The sequence below is a fragment of the Polaromonas sp. genome, assembly GCF_030689685.1.
Taxonomy (GTDB): Bacteria; Pseudomonadota; Gammaproteobacteria; order Burkholderiales; family Burkholderiaceae_C; genus Polaromonas.
Genome location: NZ_JAUYEY010000007.1, coordinates 114,886 through 129,121 on the forward strand (window position 1 = coordinate 114,886; position 14,236 = coordinate 129,121).

The following is a 14,236-nucleotide window of genomic DNA, read 5'->3' on the forward strand; positions in this document are numbered from 1 at the left end:
GGTGACAAAGGCAGACATCAAGCTCATGCCTTCAGCCCCCGCACCACCCGGTATTGCGTCATCAGCGTAGCCACCAGCACCGAGATCAGTGACGCCGCCACAATCACGTCGGCAATGTAGGTCGGCACCCCGACGGCCCGACTCATGCTGTCGGCCCCCACCAGCACACCCGCCACAAAAACTGCTGCCGCGACCACGCCCAGCGGGTTCAGCGCGGCCAGCATGGCGATGACAATGCCGCTGTAGCCGTAGCCGGGCGACATGTCGAGCGTGACGTAGCTGGTGCGTCCGGCTACTTCGATGGCACCTGCCAGCCCGGCCAGCGCGCCGGACAGCAGCGCCACCAGCACCACCGTGCGTGTGACTGGTACACCGGCAAAAGCGGCCGCGCGCGGATTGGCGCCAACGGCACGGATGTCAAAGCCAAGCACCGTGTACTTCAGCAACACCCACAGCCCCAGTGCCAGCGCCATGCCCCACAGCAGGCCGGTGTGCACGCGGGTCTGCGAAATCAGCTTGCCCAGCTCCAGCTCGGCCTGCAGCGTCACACTTTGCGGCCAGCCCATGGCGGTCGGGTCTTTCATCGGCCCGTCCAGCAGTGCGCCCACGGCCAGCAGCACAATGAAGTTGAGCAGCAGCGTGGTCACGACCTCATCCACACCGAGCCTGGCTTTCATCAGGGCTGGCCCCAGCAGCAGCAGGGCACCGGCCAGTGCGGCTGCCGCCATCATCAGCGGAAACAACGCCCACACCGGCCAGTCGATACCGCTGCCGCCGTGCAGCCCGCCAACCGCAATAGCCGCCAGCGCACCGGCGTACAGCTGGCCTTCGGCGCCAATATTGAACAGCCTTGCTCGAAAGGCCACAGCCGCTGCCAGCCCGGTCAGGATCAGCGGCGTGGCGCGTGTGAGGGTCTCACTGAGCGCAAACACCGAGCCGAAGCCGCCCTTGAACAGCAGGCTGTAGGTTTGCCCCAGCGGCGCGCCGGCCCAGATCACCAGCAGGCCGCTGATGAGCAAGGTGAAGCCAATGGCGCCGATGGGCGCCAGCAGCAGCGACAGTTTTGAGGTCTGGGTGCGTTTTTCGAGTCTCATGGCTGGCCCCTCACCCCCACCCTCTCCCCAGAGGGGCGAGGGGGCAGTACCGGCGCCGTCATGCGTGAACCCCGGCCATTGCCAGCCCCACACTCTCTCGCGTCCACGCTTCGGCAGGCAGCACCTCGCTCAGCTGGCCGGCATGCATGACGGCGACGCGGTCGCCCAGGGCCAGCACTTCGTCGAGGTCGTCCGAGATCAACAGCACGGCGGCACCGGCGTCGCGCGCTGCGACCAGTTGCTCCTGCACGTAGGCGACCGCACCTATGTCCAGGCCCCAGGTGGGCTGGTGCGCAATGATGAGTTTGGGCACCTGTGCGCTGACTGCCGCATCGGCGAGACCGGATTTTTCCGACGGGCCGCCCCTAGGAAAAATAGCCCCCTCGGGGGGCAGCGAATTACGCGTAGCGAAAAGCGTGAGGGCCACAAGCGCGCGGCCCAGAATCAGCTTTTGCATATTGCCGCCCGACAGCGAACGGGCGGGCGAATGTGGACCGCCGCCGCGCACGTCAAAGGCCTGCACGATGCGCGCGGCATGCGCCTGGGCGGCCTTGCGCCGGATCCACAGTGCTTTAGAAAACGCCGGGCTGCGCAAGCGCTCAGATACCGCGTTCTCCCACACGCTGAGGTCGCCGACCACACCCACGGCGTGCCGGTCTTCGGGGATGCGCGCCACGCCCTGGGTCACCAGCCACGCTGGCGATGCCTGTAGCGGCTGGCCCAGAAAAGTCACCGTGCCCTGGCGGGCGGCGCGGGTGCCGCACAGCAGGTCGGCCAGCGCCAGTTGTCCGTTACCTGAGACACCGGCAATCGCCACGATCTCCCCGGCGTTCAGCGTCAGCGACACCTTGTCCAGCCGGTCGCGCCCGGCCGGGCCGGTGCTCACGCCAGCCAGCGTGCAGACCGGCTGGCCGGTGGCGCCGGCCGGGCGCCGCACGGTGGCGCTGACGGCGTGGCCGACCATCCACTGGGCCAGCTGCGCCTGGCTGGTGCCGGCAGCCGGTGCCTCAGCCACCAGCCTGCCGCCGCGCAGCACCGCCACCCGGTGTGACACGCGCAGCACCTCGCCAAGTTTGTGGCTGATGAAAATGATGGACAGTCCCTGCGCCACCATCTGGCCCAAGGTGTCAAACAGCGCCTCGCTCTCCTGCGGCGTCAGCACGGCGGTGGGCTCGTCAAGAATCAGGATGCGCGCGCCGCGGTACAACGCTTTGAGAATCTCCACACGCTGGCGCTCGCCGACCGACAGGCTGCCCACGGCGGCGTCGGGATCGACCGGCAGGCCAAAACGCTGCGCCACCTGTAGCAGCCGGTTGCGCGCAGCCCGGCGCCGGGTGAAGGGCAGCCACAGCGGCTCGCTGCCCAGCATCACGTTGTCAAGCACAGTGAGGTTGTCGGCCAGCGTGAAGTGCTGGTGCACCATGCCAATGCCGGCGTCCAGCGCCGCCCTGGGGTTGCCGGCAGGCAAGGGCCGGCCAAAGGCTTCTATCTGCCCTTCGTCGGCTGTGTAATGCCCAAACAGGATGGACACCAGCGTGGACTTGCCGGCGCCGTTTTCGCCGAGCAGGGCCAGCACCTCGCCGACGTGCAGCTCCAGCGAGATCGCGTCATTGGCCACCAGCGTGCCGAAGCGTTTGGTGATGCTGGTGAGCCGCAGCACCGTGCGGCTTTCAGACCCCCTCGCCCCCTGGGAGAGGGAAGGGGTGAGGGTAGCGTCGGGCATGTAAGTTTGCGTGTGGGGCATGCGGGCTACGCGCGCCCTCACCCTAACCCTCTCCCCGAGGGAAAGGGGAGAAGACGGTCACTTCGAGCTTGACTTGGGCTGGCCGTCATCCACCTTGACCGTGAACTTGCCGTCGAGGATGGCTTTTTCCTTGGCCCTCATCTTGGCGACGATGTCGGCCGGGATTTTCTTCTCGAAGGTGCCCAGCGGCGCCAGCTCCGAGCCCTTGTACTTCATCATCGAGTACTGGCCATAGTCCTCGGCCTTGAACTTGCCTTCCTTGACCAGCTTGAGCGCGCGGTCGATGGTGGGCTCCATGTTCCATAGGGCCGACGACACCACGGTGTCGGGGTATTTGTCCTGGGTGTTGATCACGTTGCCGATGGCCAGTTTGCCTTTTTCCTTGGCGGCGTCGCTGACGCCAAAACGCTCGGCGTACATCACGTCGGCGCCTTTGTCGATCATCGCAAACGCAGCTTCCTTGGCCTTGGGCGGGTCAAACCAGCTGTTGATAAAGCTCACCGTGAACGCGACCTTGGGATTGGTCTCTTTCGCGCCGGCCATGAAGGCGTTCATCAGGCGATTCACTTCGGGAATCGGGAAACCGCCGACCAGGCCAATCTTGTTGGTCTTGGTCATGCCACCGGCAATCATGCCGCTCAGGTAAGCCGGCTCCTGGATGTAGTTGTCAAACACCGAGAAGTTGGGTGCCTGCACCTTGCCGGACGAACCCATGAGGAAAGACGTCTTGGGGAAGTCTTTGGCGACTTTGCGCGCGGCGGCCTCCACAGCAAAGGCCTCGCCGACGATCAGCTGGTTGCCCGCCGTGGCGTACTCACGCATGACGCGTTCGTAGTCGGCGTTGGCGACGTTTTCGGTGGCTTTGTACTCAATCTCGCCGCGCGCCTCGGCAGCCTTCAGCGCTTTGTGGATGCGGCTGACCCATTGCTGCTCAAAGGGCACAGTGTAAATGGCCGCCACCTTCATCTTGGCCTGGGCCAGCGCCAGGCCCGGGCTGGCCAGCACCAGCGCGGCCGCCAGCGCGATCAGAGGACGTCTTTTGATTGTTCTGCTCAACATGCTTTTGCTCCTGAAAGTTAAGTTTGACCTAGCACCATCGACAATAAAATTGCTGGTGCCTGCTGGCATGCAAGCACCATGCCATCAGGCTACTGTGGGATGCTACAGCTCAAACATCCCATGCACCAGCGATCCCGCACCTCTCATACCCTCAGTTCGCTATCAAATCAGAAGCTGCTTACGCTTGCTGGCTATGGGCTGGAGGCCTATTTGGTTCCGAAGATCCGGTCGCCGGCATCGCCCAGGCCCGGCAGGATGTAGCCGTGGTCGTTGAGCTCGCGGTCGATGGCAGCGGTGTAGATCGGCACGTCCGGGTGGGCTTTTTGCAGCGCGGCAATGCCTTCGGGGCAGGTCAGCAGGCAGACAAACTTGATGGATTTGGGGTTGAGCTCTTTCAGGCGATCCACCGCGGCAATCGCCGAGTTGCCGGTGGCCAGCATCGGGTCCACCACGACGATGTCGCGCGCTTCCATGTCGTGCGGCATTTTGAAGTAGTACTCGACGGCGGTCAGGGTTTTCGGGTCGCGGTACAGGCCGACGTGACCGACGCGCGCGCCGGGCACCACGCTGAGCATGCCCTCCAGAATGCCGTTGCCGGCACGCAAGATGGAGACAAACACCAGTTTTTTGCCGTCAATGACTTTGGAAATGGTTTTTTCGAGCGGCGTTTCAATCTCGATGTTTTGCGTCGGCATGTCGCGCGTGACCTCATAGGCCATCAGCATGCTGAGCTCGTTGAGCAGGGTGCGGAAGGTGTTGGTGGACGCGTCCTTGCGCCGCATCAGCGTGAGCTTGTGCTGCACCAGCGGGTGGTCGATCAGGTGGACTTTGTCGTTGCGGGGGGTCATGTGCGGGTGTGCCTCGTCGTGAATTTCAGAATACGGTGCCATCACTTTTAATGTTCAAAGGCGGTTGGCCTCCGTGCAATTGCTGTGCCAGAACGCGGCCTGCGGCCCAGGTCCCGCCTTCGAGCACACAGGCCAGCGGCATCTGTTCGGCACTCAATCCTAACTGCTCGCGCACCAGCGGCGCGAGTTCGTCGAGCAGCGCCACCGTCAGCGCGCGCCATTCGACGATCAGCTCATCGCCGGGCGCGTGCAGGCTGTCGGCCAGTGCCGGGTTCTTGAGCATCAGCACCCCAGCATCGAGAAACAGGCCGCCATTGCGGTATTCGGGCAGGCCGGTCAGCGCGTCCAGGCCTTCGACCTTTACGCCGGCCCATTCAAAGGGTTCGAGCAGCGAATAGGTCAGCCACTGCGAAAGCTTGTGAAAGGGCATCCAGCCGCAGCTCGGGCCGTCGGCCTCTCCGCCGGCGGCAGGGTGGCGCCAGCAGTCGCCCAGTGGTTCGCCAGCAAGCGCGTTCTGCGCGGGCCAGATCGGGGCCAGGCCGGTCAGCAGCAGCGAGAGGATGTCTTGCGCCTGCACCGTGCCTCCGCCGCCTGGGACCAGCCGGTCGAACAGGTGGCCGGGCCGGCCCGGCTGGCCGAACAGCGCCGGATTGTCCTGCAAGGCCTGACCGAGGCGGCGCAGCAGCGCGGCGCGACCATCCACACCAATCAGCGGGTTGTCGGGAGCGACCTGAAACGCTTCAGCCAGGCGTTCCGCAGTCACGGCCAACAGGCCAGCGGCATCGGCCTGCAGCGGACGCGCGGGGTCGCTGGAGAACAGCCCATCCATGAAGGCATGAAAACTCGCCACGCCCAGGCCTTCGGAGCGGCCGTATTCCTGCGCGGGATGTTCACCTGAGGCAGCCTCAAGGTAACACCAGTCCGGTCCGGCGCCGGCGTCGAGCAGCACGCTGATCAGGGCCAGGTCGATCTGGGCGCGGGCTTTGTCCCGCGCCGTCGCGCTGCTCAGGGCGGCGTTGAGCTGCGCCAGCCGGTCCGCGCCGCCAGCCTCGAAATGCCGCCAGCGGCTGTGGTACGGAATCGCCAGGTTCGGGTAGCGTGCACGCGTGAGTTCAGCCACCAGCGCGGCGGCTGTCAGCATGGCGCCGTCGTTGACGTTGAACCACTCGGACTCGCCGCGCCGCGCACGCGCCAGCAGGGCCTGCGCACGGTTGCGTATCGTGCTTGTAGAGCGCAATTCAGCTACAGCCCTTGTCTGGATTGCCCCTGCAGCTATTGAATTTGTAGCGTTGGTGATAATGAACTCAGGCATCCAGGCCTCGACCCTTGGCTTTTTTGAGCTCTTCCGCCGTGGGCACGGCGCCGGGCGTGAAGTAGCCGGCCGCCATCTTGGCGTCCATCTCGACCTGGGCGTCAGCGGGAATCATGTGGTCGGGGATGTTGACGCGCTCGACCACCTCGATGCCGGCCGCCGTGATCGCGTCGTACTTCATGTTGCTCATGGACACCAGCCGGTGGATCTTGCGTATGCCCAGCCAGTTCAGCACGTCGGGCATCAGCTCCTGGAAGCGCATGTCCTGCACGCCGGCCACACATTCGGTGCGGTTGAAGTACTGGTCGGCGGTGTCGCCGCCGACCTGGCGCTTGCGTGCGTTGTAGACTAGAAATTTGGTGACTTCGCCCAGCGCCCGGCCTTCCTTGCGGAAGTAGGACACCAGGCCCACACCGCCGCGCTGCGCGCCCTGGATACATTCTTCAATTGCGTGGGTCAGGTAGGGCCGGCAGGTGCAGATGTCGGAGCCGAAGACGTCCGAGCCGTTGCATTCGTCGTGCACGCGGGCGGTCAGCTCGATCTCGGGGTTGGCCAGATCGCGCGGCTTGCCGAAGATGTAGGCGGTGAGTCCGCCAATCGGCGGCAGAAACACTTCCAGGTCGCTGCGGGTCACGAGTTCGGGGTACATGCCGCCGGTTTCTTCAAACAACACGCGGCGCAGGTCGGTCTCGCTGCAGCCAAAACGCCGGGCCACTTCGGGCAGGTACCAGACCGGCTCGACCGCCACCTTGGTGACCATGGCCGCGCCGCCAGCTGTCAGGTATTTGCCGTCGGCTTTCAGCCGTCCGGATTGGAGCGCCTCGATCACCTCCGGCAGGATCACATGCGCCTGGGTCACGGCAATCGTCGGGCGGATGTCGTAGCCGGCAGCGAGCTCGGCGGCAAACACGTCGGCCACGGTGGCGCCCCAGGGGTCCATGGCGACGATGCGGCCGGGCTCGCTCCATTGCGGGTAGGGGCCAATGATGTCGGTCGGCGAGGTGTTGGTCAGGTCGGCCTTGTGGCTGGCCGACAGCGCGCCCGAAGCCACGGCCAGCGCGCGGTAAACGCTGTAGGAGCCGCTGTGGGTGCCAATCACGTTGCGGTGGCTGCGTTGGGTGGTGGTGCCGATGACGGGACCGCGTTCGGTGGCGGTGGCTGCCGCCCAGTGGATGGGCAGCGCGCCGTGGCCGCCGACATGCGAGGTCAGGCGGATGTGGCGCGGAGCGCTCGGGGGGGACGATGCGGAAGCAGGCGCGGCGGCGGAAGACTTGGCAAGCTCAGCAGGCATAAAGGGAATCCTTCAAAAAAGTCGAATGTAGCTGTGACATCCGGGGCTTGCAAGGGCTGTGCCGGAAAAGCAAAGCCGGCACCGGTAAATCGCGGCCCCAGACTCCTAGCGCTTTTTGCCGCCGAAGATGGTGCCCAGCGCGCCGCGCAGCACCTGGCGTGCCATCATGCGCGCTTCGGCCTTGAGCACAGATTGCACCATGCCGTCGCGCTGGCCACCGCGCGGGCCTTTCGAGCCGAATAACACGTCGCTCAGGCCGCCCATGAAACCGCCGGAGGCGTCAGCCGCCTTGGCGGTTTCGGCCTGTGCGGCTTCTGTGCGGGCCTTCAGCATTTCATAGGCGGATTCGGGGTCGGTCGCTTTTTCATAAACCCCTGCCACCAGCGAGCCGGCCACCAGCGCCTGGCGCTGCTGCGGCGTGATCGGGCCAATCTGGCTGCCCGGCGGCAACACATAAGCACGTTCGGTGATGCTGGGCCGGCCCTTGCTGTCGAGAAAACTCACCAGCGCTTCGCCAACGGCCAACTCGGTGATCGCGGCTTCGATGTCCAGGCCGGGTTTCTGGCGCATGGTCTGGGCCGTGGCTTTGACGGCCTTCTGGTCGCGCGGCGTGAAGGCGCGCAGCGCGTGCTGCACCCGGTTGCCCAATTGCGCCAGCACCGAGTCGGGAATATCCAGCGGGTTTTGCGTCACGAAATAAACCCCCACGCCTTTGGAGCGCACCAGTCGCACCACAAGTTCGATGCGCTCGATCAGCGCCTTGGGCGCCTCGTTGAACAGCAAATGCGCCTCGTCGAAGAAAAACACCAGCTTGGGCTGGTCCGGGTCGCCAATCTCGGGCAGTTGCTCGAACAGCTCGGACAACATCCACAGCAAAAAGGTGGCGTACAGGCGCGGTGAGTTCATCAGTTTGTCGGCGGCCAGGATGTTGATGACGCCCATCGGTCCCGACGGGCCGCCCCTAGAGGCCGATGCGCCCCCTGAGGGGGTCGACGTCGAAGACGTCGGGGGGCTCCGATTAACGTCCACGGTCTGCATGAAATCGCTGATGTTGAGCATGGGCTCGCCGAAGAACTTGTCGCCGCCCTGGGTTTCGATCTGCATCAGCCCGCGCTGAATGGCGCCCACGCTGGCGGCGCTGATGTTGCCGTATTCGGTGGTGAACTTGCTGGCGTTGTCGCCCACATGCTGCAGCATGGCGCGCAGGTCTTTCAGGTCCAGCAGCAGCATGCCGGCATCGTCGGCAATTTTGAAAACGAGGTTGATGACGCCGGCCTGGGTTTCGTTGAGTCCCAGCATGCGACCCAGCAGCAGCGGGCCCATGTCGGACACAGTGGCGCGCACCGGGTGGCCCTGTTCGCCGAACACGTCCCAGAGTGTGGTGGGGCAGGCCAGCGGTTCGGGTTTGGTGATACCGCGTTCTTTCAGGACCGCGCTCATTTTGTCGCCGATGCTGCCGGCCTGGCTGATGCCGGCCAGGTCGCCCTTGACGTCGCCCATGAAGACCGGCACGCCGATTTTCGAGAAGTTTTCCGCCAGCGTCTGCAGGGTCACCGTCTTGCCGGTGCCGGTGGCGCCGGTGATGAGGCCGTGGCGGTTGGCCAGCGCCGGGAGCAGCTCGCAGGTGGTGGAAGCATTCCGGGCAATCAGAAAGGGCTCGGCCATGGGGTGTCCTAAAAAGTAAAATGCGGTTTGTAGATTAAATCAATTCCAAAGGATTTCCGTGGCTGGTCACAGTAAATGGGCGAATATTCAGCACCGCAAGGGGCGCCAGGACGAGAAACGCCAGCGTATCTGGACCCGGGTGATGCGCGAGATCATGGTGGCTGCCCGCATGGGTGGTGGCGACATGGGCACCAACCCGCGCCTGCGACTGGCGGCCGAAAAGGCCAAGGCCGCCAACATGCCGCTGGAAAACGTCAAGTACGGCATCGCCAAGGCCACCGGCAGCCTGGAAGGCGTGCATTACGAAGAAGTGCGTTACGAGGGATATGGCATAGGCGGCGCGGCCATCATCGTGGACTGCATGACCGACAACAAGGTGCGCACCGTGGCCGAGGTGCGTCATGCGTTTGCCAAGTTTGGCGGCCACATGGGCACCGAAGGCTCGGTCGCTTTCCAGTTCAAGCATTGCGGCCAGCTGATTTTTGCACCGGGCACCAACGAGGACAAGATCATGGAAGTGGCGCTCGACGCTGGCGCCGATGATGTCATCACGCATGACGACGGTGCGATTGAAGTGTTGACGCCTTATGCACAGTTTGAAGTGATCAAACATGCGCTGGAAGCGGCGGGCCTGAAAGCAGAGTTGGCTGAAGTCACCATGCGTGCGGACAACATGATCGAGCTGACTGGTGGCGAGGCCGCGACCATGCAGAAGCTGCTGGACGTGCTGGAAGACCTCGACGACACGCAGGATGTGTTTCACAACGCCGCGCTGTCTGAATAAATTTGCAGTGCCTTTAAGCACGTGAGCGGCTGAGGGCGACCGCTTAAAACGCCCCCGGATCAACAGAGTTGAGCGCACTCAGCTATTGAAACAATAGCTGACAGGTTTTGCCGCTCACTGGGGCTTCGTATGTGCCCCATCAAATACTATCCGCTCCTGACGTATAATCTCATCCATGCTGACTATTGTCGAAACGCCGACTTTTCTGAGCTCTGCAAGCGCAATCTGGACGGATGACGAATTGATGGCATTCAAGATTTGGCTTGCAAGCAATGCCTTGGAGGGCGATGTTATTCCTGCGGCGCAGGGCCTGCGCAAAATTCGGTGGACCAGGCGTGGCATGGGCAAGCGCGGCGGAGCGCGAGTGGTGTATTACAACCAACTGGCCGACGGGCGAATAGTTCTGCTGATGGCTTATACGAAAGCCAAGTTTGATAACTTGCCGGCAGATTTTTTTGGTGGCATTAAAAAAGGAGTTCGAAAATGCCTAAGCCTCGTGTTGATGCAGAAATGGTTCGATTTCAGGCGGACCTGCTGCAGTCCGTGCGCGAGATGAAAGCAGGAACTTTCGCGCGCAGTACCCAGGTGCCTTTGACGGAAGCCTTTGAGGCGCGCGCAAAGATGGAGCTTTCACAGTCGCAGTTTGCGCAGCTGCTGGGTGTCTCAGTGCGTACTTTGCAGGAGTGGGAGCAAGGGCGAAAAAAGCCCACGGGGGCTGCGCAAACTCTGCTGCGAATTGCAGTTCAATCGCCGCAGGCGCTTTTAAAACTAGGGTAAACAATGCCAGCTTGGTAGGCGGCATCGCCCATTTCTGCGTCAAATTGAAGATCGCCAGGAATGGGCAGTACACAAATATTTTCCCGGCGCCACGGCATTCCCTTGGTTGGCAGGCGTAAGCGGCAGTTAACAATGAAAGCGACAGTATGAAAGTCCTGGTAGTAGGCGGCGGTGGCCGTGAGCACGCGCTGGCGTGGAAACTCGCGCAATCGCCCAAAGTGCAGGCGGTGTATGTGGCGCCGGGCAACGGCGGCACGGCACTCGACGCCCGGCTGGAGAACATCGCCATCACGGATGTGCAGACCTTGCGCGAATGGGCGCTGGCCGAGAAGATTGCCCTGACGGTGGTCGGCCCCGAGCAGCCGCTGGCGGTCGGCATTGTGGACGAGTTCCGGCTGCACGGCCTGCGGGTCTTTGGCCCGACAAAAGCCGCTGCACAACTGGAAAGCTCTAAGGCGTTTTCCAAGGCCTTCATGCAGCGCCACGGCATTCCGACGGCGGAGTACGAAACCTTTACCGACGCCATCGCCGCCCACGCCTATGTGGATGAAAAAGGTGCTCCGATTGTCATCAAGGCCGACGGCCTGGCAGCCGGCAAAGGTGTGGTGGTGGCCATGAGCCTGCACGAGGCGCACGAAGCGATTGAATTCATGCTGGCGCCCGACCCCAGCTTCAACCCGCTGGGTGTGACGCATAACGCTGGTGGCGCGCGGGTGGTCATCGAAGAGTTTTTGCAAGGCGAAGAGGCCAGTTTCATCGTGATGTGCGACGGCAAAAATGTCGCCGCCATGGCGACCAGCCAGGACCACAAACGCCTGCTTGACGGCGACCAGGGCCCGAACACCGGCGGCATGGGCGCCTACTCACCGGCGCCGGTGGTCACACCGACGGTGCATGCCCGCGCCATGCGCGAGATCATCCTGCCGACCATCAAAGGTATGGAGAAAGACGGCATCCCCTTCACCGGTTTTCTGTATGCCGGCTTGATGATCACGCCCGATGGCAAGGTCAAGACGCTGGAGTTCAACTGCCGCATGGGTGACCCCGAGACCCAGCCCATCATGATGCGGCTCAAGTCGGACCTGTTTGAGGTGATGATGGCCGCGACCTCGGGCAAGCTCGACGAGGTCGAGCTTGAATGGGACCGCCGGGTCGCGCTGGGCGTGGTGATGGCCGCGCACGGCTACCCGCTGCAGCCGCGCAAGGGGGACGTGATCACCGGCCTGCCGTCGGTCAACACCTCAGGTGCCGAGGACACGGTGGTGTTTCATGCAGGTACCGCCACCGCAGCTGGAGGCGCCAAAGGCGGCGTAATGACCTCCGGCGGGCGGGTGCTGTGTGTCACCGCGATGGCCAGTTCGGTGAAAGAGGCACAGCACCAGGCTTACGAGGCCGCCAAGACCATCCATTTCGACGGCGCGCAGTACCGCAAGGACATTGGATTCCGGGCGATCAAGCCCTGATGGGCATGGATTTTCCGCCGCCGCATCCCGTGCAGTTCCAGGGGAGCGGGCTGGCACGGGTGCTGCTGCGCGCCTTGGGCTGGCGCGTCGATTTTGAAGGCCTGCCGACGCAGCAGGGCGTGATTGTGGTCTACCCGCACACCTCGAACTGGGATTTCCCCATCGCTGTGCTGCTGAAATGGGCGGTCGGCATCCCGGTCCAGTTCTGGTCGAAGGACACGCTGTTCCGGATTCCGCTGTTTGGCTGGTGGCTGCGCTGGGTCGGTGGGGTGCCCATCAGGCGTTCGGCGCCCCAGGGTGTGGTCGGGCAGATGACTGAGCTGATGAAACAGAAAAAAGCGGGCGGGCAGTACTTCTGGCTGGCCCTGTCGCCTGAAGGAACCCGCCGCCTCACTGCGGGCTGGCGCAGCGGTTTTTACCGGCTGGCGCTGCAGGCCGATGTGCCCGTGGGCTTGGCGGGCCTCGACTATTCACGCAAACGCCTGGTTTTTCGGGATTTTGTGCGGCTCAGCGGCGACGAACAACGCGACCTCGAACGGATGGCTGTGGCAATGAGGGAGTTCCACGGCCTGCGGCCCCACGCCGCCGCCCCCGTGCGCTTGATCAATTCGGGCCGTCCCCGGGCCGATACCATTGTGAAATGACGACCATGACCGATTCTTCCCCCGTCCGCAGCTACCTGCTGGACCTGCAGCAGCGCATCACCGGCAGCATCGCTTCCATCGATGGCGGCGTATTTGCCGCCGATCCCTGGCTGAAGGCGCCTGACGAGCCGCTGCAGGGCAATGGCATCACCATGATCCTGGAAGGGGGCGAGGTGTTTGAGCGTGCAGGTTGCGGTTTTTCGCATGTGCGCGGACCTCGACTGCCGCCCTCGGCAACACAGCACCGGCCGGAGCTGGCCGGCGCGCCGTTCGAGGCGCTGGGCGTGTCGCTGGTGTTCCATCCCCGCAATCCTTATGTGCCAACGGTGCACATGAACGTGCGCATGCTGGCTGCCACACCGGCTTCGGGACCGCCGGTGTACTGGTTCGGCGGCGGCATGGACCTGACGCCGTATTACGGCTTTGAAGAGGATGCACGGCACTTCCACCAGACCTGCAGGGATGCGCTGGCGCCGTTTGGCGACGACAAGTACCCGCGCTTCAAGACCTGGTGCGACGAATACTTTTACCTGAAACACCGCGACGAGCAGCGCGGCATAGGCGGCGTGTTTTTTGATGATTTCCAGGAGCTGGGCTTCGACGGCAGCCTGGCCATGATGCAGTCGGTTGCCAACGCCTTCCTGCCGGCTTACCTGCCCATTGTCGAGCGCCGCAAGGCCATGGCGTATGGCGAGCGCGAGCGTGGCTTCCAGCTTTACCGACGGGGCCGTTATGTGGAGTTCAACCTGGTCTGGGACCGCGGCACCCACTTCGGCCTGCAGTCCGGTGGGCGCACCGAGTCCATCCTGATGTCCATGCCGCCGCTGGTGAGCTGGTCTTACCAGCGGCCGCTGGAGGCTGGTTCGGCCGAGGAGCGCCTGCACAAAGACTTTTTGATCCGGCGGGACTGGCTTTGAGCGCAGCGTCAGCCAGCGCCCCGCGCATCGGCATGTTCGGCGGATCTTTTGACCCGCCGCATCTGGCCCATGTGGCGCTGGCCCAGGCGGCGGTTGCGCAACTGCAGCTCGATGCGCTGCACATCGTTCCCACCGGGCAAGCCTGGTACAAGGAAAGGGCGCTCAGCGCGGCCGAGCACCGGCTGGCCATGGCTGAACTGGCGTTCGGCGGCCTGGAGCGGGTGCAGGTCGACGCGCGCGAGCTCCAGCGGCCCGGACCGAGCTTCACCATCGACACGCTGGAGGCATTGCAGGCCGAAAATCCGGGGGGCCGGCTCTACCTGATCATTGGAAAAGACCAATTCGCGGCGCTGAAAACCTGGCGGCGCTGGCAGGACCTGGTCCAGATAGCTATAATTTGTATAGCAGACCGCGCAGATTCCACAAGGGCTGAGGCCCAATTCGACCCTAAAATTCCGCTTCCGCACGCGCTGGTACCCCTGCAATTGCCCCTGATGCCCGTCAGTGCCACCGATATCCGGCGGCAGGTCACGTCGGGCGTCGCGACACAGCAAGGCCTGGCCCGGCTGGTTCCCGAGCCGGTTGCGCGTTATATTGAGCGCCATCGTCTCTATATTTCACCCTGATTCGAACCATTT

At 63.7% G+C, this 14,236-nt stretch carries 14 protein-coding genes; 7 read left to right on the top strand and 7 right to left on the bottom strand.

Annotation, left to right across the window (positions count from 1 at the left end; genetic code table 11):
• Positions 1-23: 23 nt before the first annotated feature.
• The 7 genes from Q8O29_RS02235 to Q8O29_RS02265 all read right to left on the bottom strand — a co-directional run bounded on the left by Q8O29_RS02235 (position 24) and on the right by Q8O29_RS02265 (position 9,013).
• Positions 24-1,094, bottom strand: a complete 1,071-nt coding sequence (locus tag Q8O29_RS02235; protein ID WP_305560428.1) for an ABC transporter permease — start codon at positions 1,092-1,094, stop codon at positions 24-26.
• 58 nt (positions 1,095-1,152) lie between these two features.
• Positions 1,153-2,817, bottom strand: coding sequence for an ABC transporter ATP-binding protein (locus tag Q8O29_RS02240; RefSeq protein WP_305560429.1), 1,665 nt, complete (start codon positions 2,815-2,817; stop codon positions 1,153-1,155).
• A gap of 78 nt (positions 2,818-2,895) precedes the next feature.
• Positions 2,896-3,897: a BMP family protein gene (locus Q8O29_RS02245; protein WP_305560430.1), complete on the bottom strand. Its 1,002-nt coding sequence runs from the start codon at positions 3,895-3,897 to the stop codon at positions 2,896-2,898.
• Positions 3,898-4,103: 206 nt separating this feature from the next.
• Positions 4,104-4,745, bottom strand: coding sequence for a uracil phosphoribosyltransferase (upp, locus tag Q8O29_RS02250; protein WP_305560431.1), 642 nt, complete (start codon positions 4,743-4,745; stop codon positions 4,104-4,106).
• Positions 4,746-4,770: 25 nt separating this feature from the next.
• Positions 4,771-6,057: a URC4/urg3 family protein gene (locus Q8O29_RS02255; protein ID WP_305560432.1), complete on the bottom strand. Its 1,287-nt coding sequence runs from the start codon at positions 6,055-6,057 to the stop codon at positions 4,771-4,773.
• The gene (locus Q8O29_RS02260) at positions 6,050-7,348 is read right to left on the bottom strand and encodes a GTP cyclohydrolase II (protein WP_305560433.1); all 1,299 of its coding nucleotides are present in this window, start codon (positions 7,346-7,348) and stop codon (positions 6,050-6,052) included. The genes Q8O29_RS02255 and Q8O29_RS02260 overlap by 8 nt, the downstream gene beginning before the upstream one ends.
• Positions 7,349-7,453: 105 nt before the next feature.
• A complete protein-coding gene (locus tag Q8O29_RS02265) occupies positions 7,454-9,013 on the bottom strand; it encodes a helicase HerA-like domain-containing protein (RefSeq protein WP_305560434.1) in 1,560 nt (519 codons plus the stop codon).
• Positions 9,014-9,071: 58 nt separating this feature from the next.
• Here Q8O29_RS02265 and Q8O29_RS02270 point away from each other — a divergent pair, with 58 nt between their 5' ends.
• The 7 genes from Q8O29_RS02270 (at position 9,072) to nadD (ending at position 14,224) form a co-directional block, all read left to right on the top strand.
• The gene (locus tag Q8O29_RS02270; RefSeq protein ID WP_305560435.1) at positions 9,072-9,797 is read left to right on the top strand and encodes a YebC/PmpR family DNA-binding transcriptional regulator; all 726 of its coding nucleotides are present in this window, start codon (positions 9,072-9,074) and stop codon (positions 9,795-9,797) included.
• Positions 9,798-9,972: 175 nt separating this feature from the next.
• Positions 9,973-10,353 carry a transcriptional regulator gene (locus tag Q8O29_RS02275; protein ID WP_371134127.1) on the top strand — a complete coding sequence of 127 codons (381 nt, stop codon included), beginning with the start codon at positions 9,973-9,975 and terminating at the stop codon, positions 10,351-10,353.
• On the top strand, positions 10,350-10,574 hold the full coding sequence (locus Q8O29_RS02280) for a helix-turn-helix domain-containing protein (RefSeq protein WP_371134132.1): 225 nt from the start codon (positions 10,350-10,352) through the stop codon (positions 10,572-10,574). Before Q8O29_RS02275 ends, Q8O29_RS02280 begins: the two co-directional genes overlap by 4 nt.
• 146 nt (positions 10,575-10,720) lie before the next feature.
• Positions 10,721-12,037, top strand: a complete 1,317-nt coding sequence (purD, locus tag Q8O29_RS02285) for a phosphoribosylamine--glycine ligase (RefSeq protein WP_305560437.1) — start codon at positions 10,721-10,723, stop codon at positions 12,035-12,037.
• Positions 12,037-12,681: a 1-acyl-sn-glycerol-3-phosphate acyltransferase gene (locus Q8O29_RS02290; RefSeq protein ID WP_305560438.1), complete on the top strand. Its 645-nt coding sequence runs from the start codon at positions 12,037-12,039 to the stop codon at positions 12,679-12,681. The genes purD and Q8O29_RS02290 overlap by 1 nt, the downstream gene beginning before the upstream one ends.
• Positions 12,682-12,686: 5 nt before the next feature.
• Positions 12,687-13,598, top strand: a complete 912-nt coding sequence (hemF, locus tag Q8O29_RS02295) for an oxygen-dependent coproporphyrinogen oxidase (protein ID WP_305560439.1) — start codon at positions 12,687-12,689, stop codon at positions 13,596-13,598.
• A complete protein-coding gene (gene nadD, locus Q8O29_RS02300) occupies positions 13,595-14,224 on the top strand; it encodes a nicotinate (nicotinamide) nucleotide adenylyltransferase (RefSeq protein ID WP_371134128.1) in 630 nt (209 codons plus the stop codon). Before hemF ends, nadD begins: the two co-directional genes overlap by 4 nt.
• Positions 14,225-14,236: the final 12 nt, after the last annotated feature.